This is a genomic window from Desulfitobacterium nosdiversum (assembly GCF_049860565.1).
In the GTDB taxonomy this organism is placed as follows: domain Bacteria; phylum Bacillota; class Desulfitobacteriia; order Desulfitobacteriales; family Desulfitobacteriaceae; genus Desulfitobacterium_A; species Desulfitobacterium_A nosdiversum.
Window position 1 is genome coordinate 1,311,770 of the sequence record NZ_CP172056.1, and the last position, 20,811, is coordinate 1,332,580.

The window sequence follows — 20,811 nt, forward strand, 5'->3', positions numbered from 1 at the left end:
ATGTATGATAGTTCTCTAAATTCGAATACTAAACAAGAAAAATTATCCTTGTATTCGAAGGGGGTTCTATTGCGTGGCACAAAAGATGAAAACAATGGATGGTAACCAGGCTGCTGCTGAAGCGTCGTATGCCCTGACTGAAGTCGCAGCCATTTTTCCGATTACACCTTCATCACCCATGGCAGAAGGCGTTGATGAATGGGCAGCTCATGGTAAGAAAAATCTATTTGATCAGCCCGTAAGAGTGGTAGAAATGCAATCAGAAGGAGGCGCTGCCGGGGCAGTTCATGGTTCGCTTCAGGCTGGTGCATTGACAACGACGTATACGGCTTCTCAAGGGCTGCTTTTAATGATTCCGGAAATGTACAAAATGGCGGGGAATTTAGTGCCTGCAGTATTTCACGTGAGTGCACGTGCTTTAGCCACAAATGCGTTATCTATTTTCGGAGATCATCAGGATATCAATGCATGCCGGCAAACGGGGTTCGCTTTATTATGCTCAAATAACGTTCAAGAAGCCATGGATCTGGGTTTTATTGCTCATCTATCCGCAATTAAATCCCGGGTGCCCTTTTTGCATTTTTTTGACGGGTTCAGAACATCTCATGAGATTCAAAAAATCGAGGTTACTCCTCACGAAGAAATTGCTAAGCTTGTCGATCATCAAGCCATTCAGGAATTTCGAAACCGAGCTTTAAATCCGGAACATCCTGTCTTAAGGGGAACTGCAGAGAATCCTGATATATATTTCCAAGAGCGTGAGGTTTCGAACCCGTTTGTTGAAGCTGTTCCCGATATTGTTGAGAATTATTTTAAAGAATTTAAGAAAATCAGCGGGCGTGAATATCATCCTTTCGAATATTACGGTGATCCTCAAGCGGAGAATATCATTGTAGCGATGGGTTCCGTCTGCAATACTGCGGAAGAGACCGTCGATTATCTGCGGGTTAAGGGAGAAAAAGTCGGACTGCTCAAAGTACATCTCTATCGGCCGTTTTCAAAGAAATATTTCTTTGATGTTTTACCCCAATCCGTAAATAAAATAGCCGTTCTTGACCGCACGAAAGAGCCCGGCTCAACAGGGGAGCCGCTCTATCTTGACGTTTTGCAAATGTTTAATCATGAGACGAAGAAGCCCGTTATTGTTGGCGGACGGTATGGACTCGGTTCAAAAGACACTACTCCATCCCAGATTATGGCTGTTTTCGAAAATCTAAAACTGGATCAGCCCAAAGATCGATTCACGATCGGAATTATTGATGACGTCAGCCATACTTCTTTATCGATTAACGAAATTGCAGATACTACGCCAGAAGGAACAATCAGCTGTAAATTCTGGGGACTGGGTTCTGATGGAACGGTCGGCGCGAATAAAAGCGCCATTAAAATCATTGGCAACAATACGGATCTTTTCGTTCAAGGGTATTTTGAATATGACAGTAAAAAGTCCGGCGGGACGACAATTTCTCACCTGCGCTTTGGGAAGAAACCGATTAAATCGTCTTATTTTGTATCTGATGCTGACTATATCGCTTGCCATAACCGGTCATTCATCTATAATTACGACCTCCTCAAGGGCTTAAAAAAGAATGGAACCTTTGTTTTAAACTGCCCCTGGCGGCCTGATGAAGTCGAAGATCATCTTCCGGCCCTGTTTAAACGCTATATTGCAAAAAACAATATCAATTTCTATATTATTGATGCTATAAAAATTGCCGGAGAGATCGGGCTCGGCGGCCGGATCAATATGGTTATGCAAGCGGCCTTTTTTAAATTGGCGAATGTCATTCCGGTTGATGATGCAATTCGCTACTTAAAAGAATCGATTCAGCTGGTTTATGGCAAAAAAGGTTCCAATATTGTAGAAATGAACCAAAATGCAGTGGATCGCGGCATTGAAGCTTTACATAAAGTTGAGGTTCCCGCTTCTTGGGCTGATATTGAAGATGAGAAAATGCCGATTAAGAATGAACCTGATTTTATCAAGAAAATCCAACGTCCTATGGCGGCACATGAAGGAGATAACCTTCCAACCAGTGCTTTCGTGGGAATGGAGGATGGGACGCATCCACTGGGAACGACCGCATATGAAAAACGGGGGATTGCCGTTTATCTTCCGGAATGGCAGATCGATAAATGCATTCAGTGCAACCAATGTTCCTATGTATGCCCGCACGCCACGATTCGTCCCTTCCTGCTGGATGAAGAGGAGTATGCTAAGGCTCCGGATACCTTTAAAACAAAGAAGCCTGTCAATAAAAAGTTGGAAGGTTACCATTACCGGATTCAGGTGGCTCCTCTCGACTGTACGGGGTGTGGCAACTGCGCGGATGTTTGCCCCGCACCGGGTAAAGCCCTTGTGATGAAGCCTGCGGATCATGAAATCGAGATGGAAGCAGAAAACTGGGAATTTGCCATGACGGTCAAAGAAAAACGCGATTTGATCGACGTGAAAACGCTTTTCGGAAGCCAACTGGCCCAGCCGCTTTTGGAATTCAATGGAGCCTGCCCGGGCTGCGGCGAGACCCCGTATGCTAAACTGATAACCCAATTATTTGGAGATCGCATGATCATCGCTAATGCAACAGGGTGTTCTTCTATCTGGGGCGGAAGTTCTCCCTCGATTCCTTATACCAAAAATGCGGAGGGAAAAGGGCCGGCCTGGATGAACCCGCTCTTTGAAGATAATGCTGAGTTTGGCTATGGTATGTACATTGGTTCAAAACAGATTCGCACCAAGCTCGCAGATCTGATGCGCCAAGGGTTGGAAAGCTCAATTTCCGAGAATCTAAAACAGGCCTTCCAGGAATGGCTCGACAATATGAATGATGGCGAAGGATCTAAAAAAGCCTCTGCTCAGGTACTTGCAGCCATCCAAAAGGAAAATGCTTCAGGCCAGCCTCTTCTTACGGAGATTATGGCTCGGAAGGATTACCTCATCAAGCCTTCGGTTTGGATCTTTGGCGGAGACGGCTTTGCCTATGATATCGGCTACAACGGACTGGATCATGTCATTGCCAGCGGAGAGGATGTCAATATCTTCATTATGGATACTGAAGTCTATTCAAACACGGGCGGTCAATCCTCAAAAGCGACCCAAACGGCCGCTATTGCTAAGTTTGCTGCGGGTGGAAAGAGAATTCGTAAAAAGGATCTTGGGCTCATGGCCACGACGTATGGTTATGTGTATGTTGCACAGATTGCGATGGGGGCCAATATGAATCAAACGCTCAAAGCTCTTGCCGAAGCAGAAAGTTATAAAGGGCCATCCTTAATCATCGCTTATGCTTCATGTATTAACCACGGGATAAAATCCGGGATGGGTACAAGCATGTATGAAATGAAGAAAGCGGTGGATGCAGGGTATTGGCATTTATGGCGGCATGATCCGCGTTTGAAAGAGCAGGGTACAAATCCGTTTATCCTCGATTCCAAAGAACCTAAAGAGTCGTTCCAAGACTTTTTGAAAGGTGAGATCCGTTACTCCTCACTTAAAACGGTGTTTCCGGAAATTGCCGACGAACTCTTTGCAACCGCTGAAAAGCATGCTCAGGAAAAATATCAGACTTTGAAACGTATGGCGGAAATGCAGTATTGATAGAAAACTATAATAGGAGGAATTAACTATGGCTGGAGCCGAAGAGAATCAATCCAAGGAAAAGTTTTTAGCCAATCCGATTGAAAGACACGACACTGCTGCCTGGAGGGGGCATATTGAAAGCACAAAGCCCGAGTCCAATGTTCCTATTCCCAGCGAAGAATCAGTAATCGAAGCTAAGGAATGGGTAGATACAAATTCACTGTCTTAATCCAGAAGATCCCCGAGCAAAATCTGTTCGGGGATTTATTTCTCTGACAATCTTCTTTTCTTGCTCATTTGAGCGAAATTAGATAATATAAAAGATAAAATAAGATAACGTATTTTGCGATTTCCTAATTTAGGGTTAAAATGTAGGGGAAGGGTTTGCTCTTTAAGGGAAAATTCAAAGGAGGATTTCGGAGTGGGCAATTTGCGAGTTATCGTTTTCTCGGCAACGTTTGGTGCTGGTCATGTACGTGCTGCTGAAGCAATTATTGAAGCTATACGGACCAAAAAGCCTTCTGCGGAGATTACCCACGTTGATTCTGTGGCTTTTTTAAGCAAGACCTTAAATAAAGTCATCAAGGGCACATATATCGAGCTTATTAAACATACGCCCCGCCTATGGGGGAAATTTTATTATCGGACTTCTAAAATCCCCCCGGACTCTGTGCTTCAGCGATTTTTAAACGTTTTAGGACGACACGAGTTCTTTGACTATATAGAGGGGCTTCGTCCAGATGTTATTATTTGTACCTATCCTACGATTGCCGGAGTTCTTGCTCAACTTCGCTTGCAAGGATTATTGCAGGTTCCAATTGTTACTGTAGTTACGGATTATGCAGTCCATAGTCAATGGATTCATCCCGGTGTGGACTTATATATTGTGGGAAATGATGACGTTTTTCAGGGACTTGTCAATCGGCAAATTGATCCTCAGCGTATTAAGATCACGGGCATTCCCGTAAGCCCTCGTTTTGAACATCCCTTGAATCGGCAGGAAATTCTTAAGCAATATAATCTTTGTTCCGATCAACCGATTTTTATGATCATGGGCGGTGCTTATGGTGTTTTGGGCGGAGCTAAAAAGGTTTGCCGAATCTTAGCGGATTCGGAGGTTCCCGTCCAATCTCTGATTGTTTGCGGGCGGGATGAAAAGCTGTATAAGTCTTTGGATGGAATTGTTGCTGAAGCTAAAAATCCGATTTATCGGTTTGGATATGTGCGTAATGTCGAGGAATTAATGACGGTGTCAGATGTCATTATAACCAAAGCGGGTGGGTTGACGGTTTCAGAAGCATTAACCAAGCATCTTCCTTTATTAATCTATAAACCAATTCCTGGGCAGGAGGATGAAAATGCCCACTTTGTCCAGCGAATAGGTGCAGGAAGAGTTATGAACAATGAAGAAGAATTAGAAGAGACGCTTAAGCATCTTTTGAGGTATCCTGAGGAAATTAGCCAAATGTGCGCTGCAGCAGCGAAGGCTTTACCTGGAAAAGCAGCGGAGAAAGCGACAGATTATATTTTTGGGCTTATTAATGAAGATTTATCAGGAAATGTCCTATTACGTCAGATGAAGTCTTAAGTCGAGGGAGTTAGAGGAGAAATGAAGCGTTTAATTCCAGTTCAATCTGAAGAAGATATATTCCCGGAATATCGCGGTACGGCAATAGGCAGGTTAATTGAATATCATAATTTGAATAAACCTTATCCTAAATATACCAGTGCTGAAATACTGATCGGAATGTGTATGGACAATCGCAAGTCATTAAAGATTCCCGACAATTTTGCGTTTATTCTAAGGTCAGGAGGAGGCAACCTTCGTTATAGCGAATTTAAAGTATCGTATGCAGTATCAATCGGAGGAGTTAAAGCGATTGCCCTTATTGCCCATAATCACTGTGGGATGGTGAATTTAGCCGTCAAAAAAGAAGCGTTTATCGATGGGCTTGTGGACTCCGGTTGGGAAAGAGATTTCGCCGTCGAGCATTTCAACCATTTTGCTCCGTTATTCGAAATCGGAAATGAGATCGATTTCGTCTTATCTGAAGCGGCGAGATTACGCAATCGATATCCGCATATTTTAATTGCACCGCTTTTCTACAAAATAGAAGATAATCAATTGTATCTTGTTCGCGAGAATAATAAAAAAGAAGAGTAATTAAGCGAAAAACTTAAGCATTAGGGTTTAAACTTGATTTTAAGGAGGTTGTTTGGTAGAATGATCAGGTAAATTTATCAGTATAGACGAATTTTCCAAGTTTGCCCAGCTCAATTTTGGGATAGACTAAACAAAGAAACGTGTAACTGCACTTCGCCGGACACCGGACAAAGGCTGATTACATATATTTTTAATGAAGTTTAAGGGGGAGCACGCATGTCAGTTAAGATGGAGAAAATTGAGAAAAACACGGTTGAACTTGAAATAACCGTAGGCTCAGAAGAGTTCGGTGCGGCAGTAGCGAAAGCGGCGAAGACTCTTGCTCATAAAGTTAATGTTCCTGGCTTCCGCAAAGGGAAAGCACCGCGGTCAATTGTTGAGCGTTACGTAGGAACACAAGCTCTTTATAGCGATGCAGTGGATGACGTAATTGGGCCTGCATATTCTAAAGCTGTTGTGGAAACAGAGATTCAACCGGTAGATCGTCCAGAGGTTGACCTTGTCCAAATGGAAGAGGGAAAAGATTTAGTTTTTAAAGCGAAAGTAACCGTTAAACCGGAAGTTGAACTTGGGGAATATAAAGGTTTAAACGTTGAGAAAACAGCAGTTTCTGTAACTGATGAGAACGTCGAAGAAGAACTAAGACGTAAACAGGAGCAATATGCTAAGGTTTTGACGCTTGAAGAGGGGACTGTAGAAAATAAAGATACTGTGACAATCGACTTTGCAGGATCTGTCGACGGTGTTCCTTTTGAAGGCGGTACGGCTGAAGGTTATGAGTTGACGATCGGCTCGAGTACGTTCATTCCCGGTTTTGAAGACCAGTTGATGGGAGCCGAAATTGGCAAAGAAGTTGACGTTAACGTGACTTTCCCCGAAGAATATCATGTTGCTGATCTTAAAGGAAAAGATGCGTTGTTTAAAGTTACGGTGCATATGATAAAAAGAAAAGAGCTGGCTCCCATTGATAATGAGTTTGTAAAAGATGTCAGTGATTTTGAGACGCTTGATGAATTGAAAGCGGATATCCGTGAGAAACTGATGAAAGCAGCAGAACAAAATGCTGAAAATGAATACCGGAATGCTATTGTTGCCAAAGCAGTTGAGAACGCAAGCGTTGAAATTCCCGATGCAATGATCAATAACCGAATTAGTACGATGGTTAAAGATCTGGAACAAAACCTCTCTTATCAAGGGTTGGATCTGGAAACCTACTTCCATTATCTTGGAACCTCTGAGGAAGAAATGAAAGAACGTTTCCGTCCGCAGGCAGCAGAAAATGTAAAAACAGAACTTGTTTTAGAAGCTGTCGGTAAAGCAGAAGGAATTCAGGTTACTGAGGAAGAAGTAAATGAAGAGTTAGTAAAACTCGCCGAACGTTATCAAACCCAAGTTGAAAATTTGAAGCAGGCCCTTATTGCTCGTGGAGAACTCAACCTGTACAGTCAGAGCCTGATATCTGAGAAAACCGTTAAATTTTTGGTTGAGCAAAACGCGTAACTTGAGTGTGAGGGGAATCCTGCGCTAGAGAGGTGAGAGGATGGCAAAGTACAACGACGAGAAAAATCAGCTCAAGTGTTCATTCTGTGGCAAGACTCAAGATCAAGTAAAAAAACTGGTTGCTGGTCCCGGTGTATATATTTGCGACGAGTGTATTGAGCTCTGTAATGAAATCATTGAGGAAGAACTCAATGAGGATTTGGGAGTTGAGATCGGAGATATTCCGAAACCTAAGGAAATTCGGGCAATTCTTGACCAATATGTCATTGGGCAGGATGCGGCTAAAAAAGCCCTTTCCGTTGCGGTTTATAACCACTATAAACGGATTAACTTAGGCATGAAAATCGATGATGTTGAACTTCAAAAATCAAATATCATTATGATGGGACCGACTGGGTCGGGCAAGACTTTGTTAGCCTCTACTCTGGCCAAGGTCTTAAATGTCCCCTTTGCGATTGCTGATGCGACATCTTTAACGGAAGCGGGATATGTGGGTGAGGATGTTGAAAACATTCTTTTAAAACTGATTCAAGCTGCCGATTATGATGTTGAGAAAGCGGAAAAAGGGATTGTCTATATTGATGAAATCGATAAGATTGCTCGTAAATCAGAGAATCCTTCAATTACCCGTGATGTTTCCGGAGAAGGTGTACAGCAGGCTCTCTTGAAAATTCTTGAAGGGACAGTAGCCAGCGTCCCCCCGCAAGGAGGGCGGAAACATCCTCATCAGGAATTTATTCAGCTGGATACAACGAACATTCTGTTCATTGTGGGTGGTGCCTTTGACGGGATTGAGAAATTGATTCAAGCCCGCATTGGCAAGAAGGTTATGGGCTTTGGCGCCGATATTCAAAAGAAAAGCGATATGAATATCGGGGATACCCTAAAAGAGATCCTTCCGTCCGACTTGCTGAAATTTGGCTTGATTCCTGAGTTTGTCGGTCGTTTACCGGTCATTGTGACACTTGATGCTCTTGATGAAGAAGCATTGGTTCGCATTTTGACCGAACCTAAGAATGCTCTAGTTAAGCAATACGAGAAACTTCTTGAACTCGATGGGGTTTCCCTGGAATTTAAAGAGGATGCCCTTACTGGAATCGCAGAAGAGGCCATCCGGAGAAATACGGGAGCTCGCGGACTGCGTGCTATTGTTGAAGAAATGATGCTTAACGTGATGTACGATCTTCCGTCACGCACAGATGTCACCAAGTGCGTTGTAACGAAGGAGGTTGTTCTGAAGAAAGAAGAACCGTTCCTGGTTACTGCGGATAAGGGAAAAAAGGGTAAGAAGGAAGAAACCGCATAAGCAAACCTAATATGAAATGATAAAAAAGCTGTTAGCCCGATAGGGGATAACAGCTTTTTTTTTGAATTAATAATGACTGTGCTACTTAACAATCATCAAAATTTAATTAACCGAAAAAAGGAAGTTCAGTATTTATATTGAATATATTATTTTAAAAGTAAATTCTATAAGATATGTTAAAGCCAAAGGAACTCATTTTACTTAGGAAAATGTAATATAACTGTATGGTGAATCTTTATATATAAAGGAGTGTTTCATATGTCCAATAAAAGGATTAAAGCTGCATCATTTATTTTAACTATAATTTTTTTATTATGCTCTGCAACAAATGTTTTGGCTATACCCATCTATTCTGATCCGCAATCCCCTATTGGAGATTTTAGTATTATTGGGGATCACTTAAAAATGATTGACCCAAACACGGGAACTTTCCAGTATAAATTTGTGGATATGAATGGTACAGACATAACCCAGAAAATTCCGTCTTCTGATATTAAAGTAGACGCAGAAGTTGTTACAAACCGTACTGAATCATCTTACGCAACGGTCAAAGCTGTATCAAGCATAGAACCACAAACAGGAACATGTATTTTAAAATATAATTTTACCGAGTCTGAACAAATGGTTTACGTTGATTTTGACATATCTTTTGGTGCTAAATACAGTCAGGGTTTTCGAAAAATACTCTATATAGGTGACGACAAGACTCCGGAAGTAAGAACACAAGTTGACCAAATACAGTTTGTTTCTGATTCTTTAACAAAAACCGGATCCCAAACAGCAACCTTCAAGTACAAAATAACAGGTTATATCGGGAGTGATTTCGATGGCTTTTATGGTGATATAACGCAAAAAATTCCGGCTTCCCAGATCGAGGCGTTTTCATCACTGGATTCAAACATAATATTAGATCCTTCTACGGGGACGGGCACCAATACGTTTAACACTTCAGATACAAATGTACTCTTTAAAACCACCCTGAGAGATAAACTAACTGGAGTAACAGCCGTTTTGAATACATACGGTTTAGATCCGGTTCCAGCCAATATAACGACTCCTTCGGCGATTTCCAGAATTAACTTTGTTTCAAGTGATTTAACAAAAACGGGAGCAGATACTGCTACCTTCCAGTACAAAATATTAGATCAGCATTATTCTGATGTAACGAAAACAATTCCGGCAAAAGACCTTGATGCAACGGCCTTAATCGGTTCCTCTAAAGCCGATATCAATCTCGATCCGGCAACAGGGATGGGAACGATAACGTACCATTTTGCGGATAAGGATCAGCAAGTTATGATTAGTCTCATGCATAAAAAGGGAATGGGAGTATCTTCTTTGTTGAACTTAAATCATTCTGAATCAGACAATGCTGCGGATAGCACAACAAATGATTTGAAAATAGCTCAAATATCTTTTGTGCCTACAGATATGCTGACGTTTAATTCATGTGCTGAATTAAAATATCTAATCTTAAATAAAGAAGGCAAAGATATTACACGTAAAATTGCAGCTTCTCAACTCAACGTAAGTTCTTCTGTCAATTCTATGATAGCCTTAAAACCAAGTGATGGGGCATATATAATAACCTATAACTTGTATAACTCTGAAAAAACAATTATTGTAACCATAGAGGACAAAGAAACCGGAATCAAAACGGCATTAAATATAGGAAAGATGCCCACGGATTCGGAAATGGATAAAGATAAAGATTCAAATACATCAGAGAATAAAATTATCGAGTTTAAAGATCCGATCTTGGAACAGGCAATACGAAAATTGATTTATAAACCGACCGCGAATATAGATATAAACGATGTTAAAGAAATCCCAGATTTATATATTGATAAAGGGTGTACTGATTTATCAGGAATCGAGAATTTAAAAGGTCTTGTTTCGCTTGATATTTCCTCAGACCAAATTAAAGATTTATCACCATTAAAGGAAATACCGAAGTTAAGAAATTTGGTCTATAGAGGCTCAATAAATGATTTGAAATCTTTGGAGGACCTAAAAAATCTGAAGTTACTAGATTTAGGGTATACCCAAATAAACGACAATGACCTATCTATGCTAAAGAAAAATTTGCCTGATTGCTTCATTCTTCATTAAAGTGGGGGTAATTTCTTTCGAAGAAAAGGATATAGCTATACTTTCCTTTAAGTCAGCTTTATAAGAGGCTAAGTCAAGAAAACCAGCACAATGGCTGGTTTTCTTTTTCATAGTACGCCCAGCATGGGCGTTATCGGGACGCTGAATCTGCAGAAGTCAGCAGAGGTTGTAGTGCGGAAGTAGGCGACGGCGGAAACCGGAAGGACCGAGCCTAAAGGAGAAATGAACCATTCTACTAATTCTGTGTGACTTTTGAGTATTTGCCATAACGAAATAACCGTAGTACTAAGTTTGTTAATGGCTTTAAAACAGGATTGATAAGCCAAACAATCTTAGCACTGATAATACCGATTACAACGCTGGCAATTACATCTGTTGGCCAATGAACACCTGTATAAATTCGGGAAAATGCCACGAGTATTGCTAGAATTGTAAAGCTCCATCTTACCCAAAAAGATGCTTTTTTCCATGAACCTGCAGCAAAACCGAAACTTCCTGAAGTATGATCACTGGGAAATGAAGTATCAAAAGAATGGGGAATAAGCTGAGTAAAGGTTCCTTTTTCGAGTGCAACAAAGGGGCGAGGCCGAAAGAAAAATTGGCCAATTACAACATTAATAACTAAAGCTAAGACACCTGAGAAACCTGTGACGACCAGAGCATGTCGCCGGTCCGAATCTGACTTAGGCAAAGTAAACCAGGCAACTAAAAATAGCACAGCATAGAGTTCCAGCGCATATTGGGCAAAAAAAGCCATCAGCTTATCCAAAGCTGGATAATGTCCCGCCCATTGATTGATTAAATGGTAGCCGAAAATGTCAAATGAATTCATCGAATTAACTTCCTCCTGTAATATAAACTGTCTAATTGATAAGACGAGGAAATTTCTCCAAAAGTTCACGGACATTTTAAATTTATTTATTAATAATTCCATGAACTTTTTTCTCTAAATGTCGTCCTAATAATTAGAGAGTTTATTTTTGAGGGATTTTAGGAGGATTATCATGGATTTCATCAAAGTATTGATCGACATTTTTTTACACTTAGATAAGAACTTAGGGATGATTATTCAAAGTTATGGCATGTGGACGTATCTAATTCTTTTTGCACTCGTCTTTTTTGAAACCGGGTTGGTTGTTACACCATTCCTTCCGGGAGATTCCCTACTTTTTGCTGCCGGTGCCTTTGCAGCCAGCGGTTCCTTTAATATTGTTTTACTTTTCATTTTACTTGGTGCAGCAGCGATCCTTGGTGATACTGTTAATTATCAGATCGGACATTGGGTTGGCCCCAAAGCATTTAGCCAAAGCAATGCTCGTTTCTTTAAGAGGGAAAACTTAGAACGAACTCAACAGTTTTATCAGAAGCATGGAGGTAAAACCATAATTCTAGCAAGATTTATTCCGGTAATCCGTACTTTTGCACCTTTTGTTGCGGGTATAGGAAAGATGAATTATTTTCGTTTTCTCTTGTATAACCTTATCGGTGGTTTGGGATGGGCTGCTATTGTTCTTATGAGTGGTTATCTGTTCGGTAACCTCCCTGTGGTAAGAAATAATTTCAGTGTTGTTATTCTAGCCATTATTTTCATATCAATTCTACCCGCAGTTCTTAGTTTTCTCAGAGAAAAAAGGGCTTTGCCATTAAAGCAGCAGTAAAAGTTGAAAAGGAATAACAATAGACCACTTAAAAGAAAATACTATCGAACAAAAAAAGATGGTAAACTATCTAATAAATAATTTCTAAAGGAAGGAGAGGAAAAAATGCTGTGACGGAACTCGACATTTCACTCATTGAGCAGGTCCTGGCAGGCGACCCGGAAGCGTTTAACCGACTTGTTTTGAGCTATAGCTCTTATGTATACCGTACAGCATTTGCCTTTCTCCATGATAGAGCTGAGGCTGAAGATGCTTCTCAGGAAGTCTTTCTAAAGGTTTACCGTTCAATCCATCGTCTTAAGGATGGCCATACGTTTCCGGCTTGGTTTAAAAAAGTAATAACTTCTGTGTGTTTAGATCGAATCAAAACTAAAAAACTGGATATTGTACCCGATTCATCGATTGAATCAATGATAATTTCCACATCTGAGCACTTAGATTATGATATCGGACTACGGGAGGCTTTACACAAGCTAAGACCGGAGGAACGTGAAATAATCCTTCTTGTCGATTGGCAAGGTTATAACTACCAGGAAGTCGCGGCTATACTTAAAATTCCGCTTGGAACCGTTAAATCTCGAATTCATGGAGCGAGAAACCATTTGAAAATAATTATGTCTGAAGAGTAAGGAGGGACTACAATGGAATGCCTGCAATGTATGGAAAGGATATCAGAATACCTTGACAAAGAGCTGTCAGAGAGCGAACACCAAGATATGCAAGTTCACTTAGATGAGTGTAAGGATTGCCGAAACGCGATGAATGAGCTAGCCCATTTACGTGAGGCAACAAAACTAAGTATTGATAGTATTCCTGTCCCACCGGATTTAGCGAATAAGATACTCTTTAGTATCCAAGAGGAAAAACATAAAACTTCTAAAAATCAATGGATTACGGGTATACTTTTAATTCTTTTTTCAAGTCCTCTTCTTTTGTTTCTTACAAGGACTTTTACCAGTATCTTCAACCTAATTTATACTACAGGCGCCGTTTTCTGGAGATCCTTAATGACCTTGATTACTGTTGTATCCCCCTGGTTTATGCTTTCTTTAGGAATACTGTCTGCGGTCGGGATAATCATAGGTGCAATTATCATTCTAAGGCTGATCCGTGGATTTGATTTAAATGAGGTGCTCCAATGAAGACTAAATATAAGCTAAGTATATTTTTAATCATCGCTTTGCTTTTTCTCTTTCCCGGTACTGTGCTGGCTGATGAATTAGCTTCCCAATTTGGCGGGGATAGTCCTCTAATGGTTCCAGATGGGTACAACGTTGACTCTGTTTTTGTCTTAAGCACTGACGCTCATATTGCTGGATCTGTTAAAGATGTTGTTTTGGTTGTGAATGGGAATGTCTATCTTGAACCAACAGCTCAGACTGATCTTGTCATTGATTTAGGAGGACAGGTCATTAACCCTGCCAATGTTCCAGTTAAGACCGGTATATTTCGGCTTAGCTTCACTTCAAAGTTTATAAATGAGTTATTTATTGGCTTAGCCTTAATTTTAGGGCTTTGGTTCGTCCGATTGATACTGAGCATTTTAGGTATCATTTTGCTCACCGGCCTTGGGTTTTTGTTTCGAAATCGTTTGTACCAAAGGACAAGCCTATTGGCAAACTTTCCATTAAGACTATTGGGTATCGGGATAGCAGCATTCCTCATTGTTTTAGCTCTAATCCTTCTTCTTTCGTTAACGGTCATTGGCATTCCGTTTGCCGTCCTAATTTCAATAGTTGCAACAGGAGCTGCTATTTTGGGTATATTACCCGTAATTGAATATAGCGGAAAGAAACTATTCTCAGCACAATTACTAGAATCTTCCGATTTAAGCCAATGGTTTATATTTGCTCTGCTCTTAGTTTCTGTTTTAAATCTTCCCCTAGTAGGGATTATCGTTCTTCTTGGGATTGGTTTTATGGGTTTAGGAGTTTCTACGGCAACTGGTTTTGTCTATCTCAAAGAAAGAAAACACAGAATATAAGCCCAAAAATAATTCCTATATTATAAAGGAGTAAGTTATGAGTTCTTCGCTTCTTATATCCTATGTAACGCACTACGGGTATCTTGGTCTCTATTTCATTTTGGGAACTTCAATTTTAGGAATACCGATTCCAGATGAGACGTTGATGGTTTTCATTGGTTTTCTGACCTATGAAGGTAAACTTAATCCCTTTTTAGCAGTGTTATCTGCAGCAAGTGGAAGTATTACCGGGATTACCGTTGCATATTTTCTAGGAAGGTTGTTCCAGCAAAAAGTGATGCATTACCTCAAGAAACACGCCGGGAGCGAACGCTTAGATAAAGCATTTAGTTGGTATCACAGACATGGAGGTAAGCTTTTAACTGTGGGCTATTTTATCCCAGGCGTACGTCATTTATCAGGCTATATTGCCGGATTAACTCGTTTAAGCTATAAGAGTTTTGCATTTTTTGCTTATCTTGGAGCCGTTCTCTGGGTGTCTGTATGGGTTATCGTCGGAAGGCTGCTTGGGAGCCGCTGGGAAACGCTTCTTCCCGTTATCCACCGCTATGCTCTATTTTTGGGAGCTATATCAGCCGCATTGTTCTTCACCTTTTATCTGTTGTACAAATACCATATGCGCTTAGGAAACTGGCTGCACAAACAATGGCAGCACTTACCGGAACGTTACATGTCTTTAGGCAAGAGGCGTTTATTTGTCACCGTTGGTGGGGTACTCTTTTTAACATTGTTTATTGTCTTAATGGGATTGATACAAGATTTTGTGGCACACGAAGTGGGCCAATTTGACGGACTTGTTGTAGATTGGCTGGCAGGCTCAACACCCTTATTTATGCTTTTTCTCATGCAAAGGATCAATGCTTTCGGTACTCAATTGTTTATTTTGATTGTTTTTGGAATAGCCGTAATGATACTTTGGTTCTTAACAAAACGCTGGACACATGTTCTTCCCTTGGCTCTTGCCTGGGGAGGTGGTACTCTTATTGATTATCTGTTTCGTTTTACCTTTAAAGGGTATAGCATTCGTCTTCTTGAAAATCTTACACCGTTTGATGCTCCAAGTCAGGGATTTCTCATTGCGGCTTTAGCTTTTTATGCAGTTCTGGGCTATCTCTTTGGACGATGCAGACCTTGGTTTACTCAACTTTTGATTGCTATTTGCGAGTTTTTCTTCCTGTTTTTCTTAGCTTTAAGCCCGGTTTATCTTCGAATCCACCCACCAAGCACCATGGTAATGAGCCTAACGGTAAGTGGACTTTTGACTTTGGTTTGCCTTTTTGTTTACGAGTTTCGCCAATATTCCAATGAATAAACCCCTGATCATTGTCAGGGGTTTCTCTATCATTACTGATAACAGAGGTGAGACCCTAAGACGTTTATGACTAATCCCATTATCCCAGAAAAGCACATAGTGATAAGAGTACCCCTTTGCCTACTTCAGACTGGGTATAAAAAGCAAGAAGATCCCATCGCTTATCAGCCAACATAGTGCCCTGCAATAATCTAATCAAATGAGTTCATTGTTTTTCTTATCCTTTGCTTTTTTATTGCCACAGTGAGGCAAGTTTACTACAAACGTCGTTCCTTCTCCTACATGGCTCGTTACATCAATACGTCCATTATGGACTTTGGTGATCCAGTCTGCGATGGATAGTCCAAGCCCTGCTCCGCCTTTCATTTTTGAACGAGCCTTATCGACGCGGTAGAAACGCTCGAATATTCTTTCGAGGTGTTCAGGTTCGATTCCCTCACCCGTATCGGATACGGTCATTTCTACTGAAGGACCGGAATTGATTAAGCGGATACATATATTTCCGCCCGCCGGAGTATGCTTAAGGGCATTATCAACTAAGATTACGATGAGCTGTTTTATCCGATTTTCATCGCCATAAAAAAGGATATGGTCTTGCACGGTCGATTCCAGCGTAATTTCTTGATTTTTTGCCATAGCCTCAAGTGAGCTGAGTATACTTAAAAGTGTAAAACTTAGGTTGAAATCCTTCATTTCCAGGGGTAGTTGCTCTGAGTCCGCCCGAGCAAGAAAGAGAAGATCTTCAACGAGCTTAGACATTCGTTGGGTTTCATGCTGGATATTTTCCAGCCACTTTGTCTGGCTTTCTACGGACTCTTCCGGATTACCACGGACAAGTTCCATGTTCGTTTGAATCACAGCAAGCGGGGTGCGGAGTTCATGGGATGCATCTGCAACGAAATCTTGCTGTTTCTGCCATGATTTTTTGATGGGAATCAGAGCGCGATCCGCGAGAAATAAGCTTCCGTAGAAAGCAAAGGCGAGATAAATAACTCCTCCAATGGTTAAGGTTCCTAATAATATATTGAGGATATCACGGTCATGCTCAAGATTTACGAACACAATGATTTGACCAGGGTTATTTTGAATGGGTGCACGAAGAAAAGAGAAAGTAATATCTTTAAAGTCCACAGTTCCTTGAGGATTTTTGTGAGTGAGCGTTTTTTGGACAAGAGTTTTTAATTGATCTGAAGGAAGTGGAGAGTCGGAAGAGGTTTCGGTTATATCCCCTGTTTCATTGGTTTTCACATAAAAATATTTTGAACGATCTCTATGATCATGTGTGGTTTCTTCCGGTGCATTAAGAGAGGTCGCTGGGGTTCCTGAACCGGCGTCGGATGCGATAAGTTCCATAAGCTGCTGAGATTGCAGAAAAAGTTGTCTATTCATGATTAAATAGGTACTGGTGATCAATAAAATACAAAGAAGCCCCATGACAAGCACATTGATGAGCGTTAATCTTAGTCTCAGTTTACGAAACATCGCCGGCCTCCTTTAAGCAATAGCCAATACCGCGGACAGTCGTGATACGAACTTCTGAACGCTCTAACTTTTTGCGTAAATAGTGAATATAGATTTCTACGTTGTTCCTTTCCACTTCGGAGTCCATTCCCCAGACGTTATCCAGAATTTTTTCTTTGGAAAAGACTTGTCCGGGATGACGCATAAATAATTCTAGAAGAAGAGATTCTTTAGGCGTTAATTTACACGTTTCGCTTTCAATGATCATTTCGCTTTGCAGCGGATTTAAAACCACTCCTTTATATTCTAAGCAGTCTTCTTGAACTAAATTGAGGGGGCGTCTGGATAAGGCTCGAATTCGAGCGAGCAATTCATCCATAGCAAAAGGTTTAACAAGATAGTCGTCAGCTCCTGCATCAAGACCTGCCACTCGATCTGAGACTGCATCTTTGGCCGTGAGTAAGATAACGGGCGTAAAGATGTTTTTAAGGCGCAAATCTTTTAATACTTCCACCCCTTCTTTATAAGGAAGCATTCTGTCAAGAATAATCAGATCATAAACACCTGTCTCGGCCATGGCTTGACCTGTTTCTCCGTCAAAAGCAACGTCAACTCCATACTTATTTTTTCTTAGCATATAACTTAAAGCATCGGCTAGCCTTTCCTCATCTTCTATCAGCAATAATCGCATTTTATCACCCCAAGTTATAATAACGCCTGAACCTTAAAATCAACTTAAATATTTTAAGGAAAACTAAAGGTTCATTTTTTATACTAAGCTTAAAAAGGAGGGAATTCAAATGTCTTTAAAACAAAAGCTTGGAGGAATTAAAAAAAGGTGGTATTTTCTTATTGCCTTAATCCTGCTTGTTGCTATCGGCGGCGGTTTTAGTTACAGATGGATGATGCATGATAGAACTTCACAAGTGTCGAGACAATCTCAACAAGCCTATCAGCTCGTATGCTCTGATTTATTGTACCTCGAAAACTTCCAAACCATGAAAATAACTCAAGACGAAGCAAAGACGATTTTGCCTTTGATGGATCAACTCGCAGCTTCCACTGATCCTAAAATTCAAAGTGGTCTAACTAAAGAAATTTACGGACAACTTAACCCGCAACAATATTCATCTCTTCTCCAGCAACAAAAATCCAATAACGAAAATACAGTAAAAGGGAAAGATTATGAACGTGGACATGCTAAAGAGGGAAAAGATTTCAATGGAGATAGGAAACTGAAGAATGGATCTTCTATTCGTGAGCAAGCGTTGGGTGATGTTGTTAAAAAGATGTTAACGGATCGCAGCCAAGGAAAAGCCTAGATCAGTTCGCTTATATAGTTGAAATTAATGGGTGAGTAGGGCGTGGTTTAGGCCCGCTATTACTCTGCTTACTTAATGATTGGAAGAAGTGATTTTGTTGAAACCATTGCGTATCCTTGTATTTTCGGCATCATTTGGGGCGGGTCACCAGAAAGCAGCGGAAGCAATAATTGAAACTATCAAAAATGTTGAACCGAATTCAAGAATCATACATGAAGATTTTATGGTGCTTATAAATAAAGCTTTAAACTATGTCATGCGGAATTCTTATATAAAATTAATCAAACGGGCACCGAAACTTTGGGGTAGATTTTATAATCGTACACAAAAAATATCGGAAGACTCAGTCTTTCAGAGGCTGTTAAATACATTGGGGCGGTCACAATTTTTAAAATATATCGATTCTATTCAGCCTGACGTTATCGTATGCACTTATCCCACAGTTGCAGGGGTTCTTGCTCAGTTACGATTGAATGGTAAGCTTACGGTTCCCTTAGTTACTGTCATTACAGATTATACTGTTCATAGTCAGTGGATTCATCAGGGTGTTGATTTATATATTGTGGGCAGCTCTAAGATTTATGATGGTTTGGTTGAGCGAGGAATTGATCCCAAAATGATCCAAGTCACGGGAATACCTGTTAATCCTCGGTTTGAAAGTAAAACAGATAAGAGCAAAATCTTAACAAAATTAGGTTTAGAACAGAATCGAATGACGTTTCTGATTATGGGCGGAGCCTATGGAGTCCTAGGGAAGGCTAAGTGGATGTGTAAGTTGATTGCGATGTCGCAAGCGGCGTTACAGGTCATTGTTGTTTGTGGTAAAGATAGGCGATTATATAAATCCCTCGACTCGGTTATCGAGGAAGCACGTAACCCAATGGTTCGTTTTGATTTTATAAATAATGTAGATGAATTGATGACGGCAGCCGATGTCATAATTACAAAAGCCGGAGGACTAACCGTGACAGAGGCTCTTACGAAACATTTGCCGATGGTCATTTATAAGCCAATTCCGGGCCAAGAAGAAAATAATGCTCATTTTATTCAAGAAATTGGAGCGGCAAGAATTGCGTATACCGATAAAGAATTTGTGGGTATAATCGATGAATTTATCAAGACACCTCATTTGCTCAGAAAAATGTCTGATGCAGCAGATAAAGCTCTGGTAAATCATTCAGCAGAACAAGCGGTTAAAAGTATATTAGAACTAGCTGCAGATTGCTCTAGCAGGACGATTGTTGGAAAAGGAAGAGAATTTCATTTGAGTTATAGCTAAAAGGAGTTGTATATAACAGAGGGGATGCGGAGGTGTTGAGTTGAGAACCTATTTAGCCAGAGGATGTTGGATGCTGCTTATACCATTTATTGATTTATTTTACGGGCCACTCAACCATGTTAAAGGAGATGTTTATTCTCTTGTAACAGTTTTAGATCAACACATTCCGTTTATTAAGTATTTTATTGCCCCTTATTTAGCTTGGTACTTCTTAATGTTTGTAGTCTTGGCATGGTTTATGAAACATGATTATGAGCTTTATATTCAAAGTATTTTTTCCATCTGTGTTGGTTTACTCCTCAGTTTTATGGTTTATGCAGTTTTTCAAACGACGGTTCCCCGCCCTGTGATTTTGGGTCAGGATTTGTTTTCTCGTTTAACTCGGTTTATGTATGGAATGGATAATCCCTATAACGCTTTTCCTAGTATTCACGTTATGACCGCTTACATTATATTTATCGCGAGTAGTAAAGCCAAAGGATATGGTAAAAAAGCAATGCTAGCAAGTCAAACGCTTTCAGTGCTCGTTATTTTATCCACTGTTTTCTTAAAACAACATACCCTTATGGATGTTTTTGGAGGTATTCTTTTAGGGGGAAGTCTATTTAAAACTATGACCTTAATTCAAGGGCTAAGGCATAAGAAACGGATAAAACAAGGTCGAAATGTTATATCTTTAAAATTAAAAGAAGATAAATATAGTACAGGTTTTGCAACCAAATGTGGACATGTATAAGACAAATTACAAAGTCGGTTTTTACCAAAGAACTAAAATAAATATTGTAAAATAAAAACCCCTGACGAATTTTTCTAATTCTCAGGGGTTTCTCTATCATCACTGGATAACTTACTATTTGTTCTGGAAAATCTCTTTGTACTTAAGAATAGAAAGTTTTACGATTTCATAAATCCAGCGATCTAACTTTTTCAGGAACGGCCACCATTGTTGTCTTAATACCCAAAGTATCCAGGCTGCTATCAAGGATACGAATATACCCATAGCGATGACAAGCGAAGAATACTCTTTATAAGTAGAACTGATAAATAACTGTGCAGCAGCCCAATATCTATCGATTATTTGATTGGGTGGAGACGGCAATTCAACGATTTCCAAATAATTCTCCTGATCGGTG

19 protein-coding genes are annotated in these 20,811 nt (G+C 40.3%); 15 read left to right on the plus strand and 4 right to left on the minus strand.

Translation table 11 applies throughout. The features are described 5' to 3' along the window. Window positions 1-73: 73 nt before the first annotated feature. From nifJ to ACHOLT_RS06325, 7 genes are all read left to right on the plus strand, one after another. Window positions 74-3,598: a pyruvate:ferredoxin (flavodoxin) oxidoreductase gene (gene nifJ / locus ACHOLT_RS06295; protein ID WP_425806569.1), complete on the plus strand. Its 3,525-nt coding sequence runs from the start codon at window positions 74-76 to the stop codon at window positions 3,596-3,598. Between the two features lie 28 nt (window positions 3,599-3,626). Further along, window positions 3,627-3,809 (plus strand): CDIF630_02480 family spore surface protein, encoded by a 183-nt coding sequence (locus ACHOLT_RS06300; protein WP_425806571.1) that lies wholly within the window; start codon window positions 3,627-3,629, stop codon window positions 3,807-3,809. A gap of 192 nt (window positions 3,810-4,001) precedes the next feature. Then, a complete protein-coding gene (locus tag ACHOLT_RS06305; RefSeq protein WP_425806573.1) occupies window positions 4,002-5,168 on the plus strand; it encodes an MGDG synthase family glycosyltransferase in 1,167 nt (388 codons plus the stop codon). Window positions 5,169-5,189: 21 nt separating this feature from the next. After that, entirely contained in the window at window positions 5,190-5,744 is a 555-nt protein-coding gene (locus ACHOLT_RS06310; protein ID WP_425806575.1) for a carbonic anhydrase, read from the plus strand. Window positions 5,745-5,960: 216 nt separating this feature from the next. Continuing rightward, the gene (gene tig / locus ACHOLT_RS06315; protein ID WP_425806577.1) at window positions 5,961-7,244 is read left to right on the plus strand and encodes a trigger factor; all 1,284 of its coding nucleotides are present in this window, start codon (window positions 5,961-5,963) and stop codon (window positions 7,242-7,244) included. 40 nt (window positions 7,245-7,284) lie between these two features. Beyond that, entirely contained in the window at window positions 7,285-8,550 is a 1,266-nt protein-coding gene (gene clpX, locus ACHOLT_RS06320; protein ID WP_425806579.1) for an ATP-dependent Clp protease ATP-binding subunit ClpX, read from the plus strand. Between the two features lie 258 nt (window positions 8,551-8,808). Beyond that, complete coding sequence (locus ACHOLT_RS06325; protein WP_425806580.1) at window positions 8,809-10,662, plus strand: hypothetical protein; 1,854 nt, start codon at window positions 8,809-8,811, stop codon at window positions 10,660-10,662. Between the two features lie 235 nt (window positions 10,663-10,897). Here ACHOLT_RS06325 and ACHOLT_RS06330 read toward each other — a convergent pair whose 3' ends face one another. Further along, entirely contained in the window at window positions 10,898-11,494 is a 597-nt protein-coding gene (locus tag ACHOLT_RS06330; RefSeq protein ID WP_425806582.1) for an undecaprenyl-diphosphatase, read from the minus strand. Window positions 11,495-11,666: 172 nt separating this feature from the next. Between ACHOLT_RS06330 and ACHOLT_RS06335 the strand changes: the two genes are divergently transcribed. The 5 genes from ACHOLT_RS06335 (at window position 11,667) to ACHOLT_RS06355 (ending at window position 15,616) form a co-directional block, all read left to right on the plus strand. Continuing rightward, window positions 11,667-12,320, plus strand: a complete 654-nt coding sequence (locus tag ACHOLT_RS06335; RefSeq protein WP_425806584.1) for a DedA family protein — start codon at window positions 11,667-11,669, stop codon at window positions 12,318-12,320. Between the two features lie 110 nt (window positions 12,321-12,430). Further along, the gene (locus tag ACHOLT_RS06340) at window positions 12,431-12,949 is read left to right on the plus strand and encodes an RNA polymerase sigma factor (protein ID WP_425806587.1); all 519 of its coding nucleotides are present in this window, start codon (window positions 12,431-12,433) and stop codon (window positions 12,947-12,949) included. Between the two features lie 12 nt (window positions 12,950-12,961). Beyond that, entirely contained in the window at window positions 12,962-13,462 is a 501-nt protein-coding gene (locus tag ACHOLT_RS06345) for an anti-sigma factor family protein (RefSeq protein ID WP_425806590.1), read from the plus strand. Further along, on the plus strand, window positions 13,459-14,304 hold the full coding sequence (locus ACHOLT_RS06350; RefSeq protein WP_425806593.1) for a hypothetical protein: 846 nt from the start codon (window positions 13,459-13,461) through the stop codon (window positions 14,302-14,304). Before ACHOLT_RS06345 ends, ACHOLT_RS06350 begins: the two co-directional genes overlap by 4 nt. Window positions 14,305-14,341: 37 nt before the next feature. Next, entirely contained in the window at window positions 14,342-15,616 is a 1,275-nt protein-coding gene (locus ACHOLT_RS06355) for a DedA family protein (protein WP_425806594.1), read from the plus strand. Between the two features lie 195 nt (window positions 15,617-15,811). Here the strand turns inward: ACHOLT_RS06355 and ACHOLT_RS06360 are convergent, their stop codons facing one another. Both ACHOLT_RS06360 and ACHOLT_RS06365 read right to left on the minus strand, forming a co-directional pair. Next, on the minus strand, window positions 15,812-17,098 hold the full coding sequence (locus tag ACHOLT_RS06360; RefSeq protein ID WP_425806596.1) for a sensor histidine kinase: 1,287 nt from the start codon (window positions 17,096-17,098) through the stop codon (window positions 15,812-15,814). Further along, a complete protein-coding gene (locus ACHOLT_RS06365; protein ID WP_425806598.1) occupies window positions 17,088-17,768 on the minus strand; it encodes a response regulator transcription factor in 681 nt (226 codons plus the stop codon). The genes ACHOLT_RS06360 and ACHOLT_RS06365 overlap by 11 nt, the downstream gene beginning before the upstream one ends. Window positions 17,769-17,877: 109 nt before the next feature. Between ACHOLT_RS06365 and ACHOLT_RS06370 the strand changes: the two genes are divergently transcribed. The 3 genes from ACHOLT_RS06370 (at window position 17,878) to ACHOLT_RS06380 (ending at window position 20,414) form a co-directional block, all read left to right on the plus strand. After that, window positions 17,878-18,399, plus strand: a complete 522-nt coding sequence (locus ACHOLT_RS06370) for a hypothetical protein (RefSeq protein ID WP_425806601.1) — start codon at window positions 17,878-17,880, stop codon at window positions 18,397-18,399. A 97-nt stretch (window positions 18,400-18,496) separates the two neighbouring features. Further along, entirely contained in the window at window positions 18,497-19,678 is a 1,182-nt protein-coding gene (locus ACHOLT_RS06375) for an MGDG synthase family glycosyltransferase (RefSeq protein ID WP_425806603.1), read from the plus strand. Between the two features lie 40 nt (window positions 19,679-19,718). After that, window positions 19,719-20,414, plus strand: a complete 696-nt coding sequence (locus tag ACHOLT_RS06380) for a phosphatase PAP2 family protein (protein WP_425806604.1) — start codon at window positions 19,719-19,721, stop codon at window positions 20,412-20,414. Between the two features lie 114 nt (window positions 20,415-20,528). Here ACHOLT_RS06380 and ACHOLT_RS06385 read toward each other — a convergent pair whose 3' ends face one another. Further along, the gene (locus ACHOLT_RS06385; protein WP_425806605.1) at window positions 20,529-20,792 is read right to left on the minus strand and encodes a hypothetical protein; all 264 of its coding nucleotides are present in this window, start codon (window positions 20,790-20,792) and stop codon (window positions 20,529-20,531) included. Window positions 20,793-20,811: the final 19 nt, after the last annotated feature.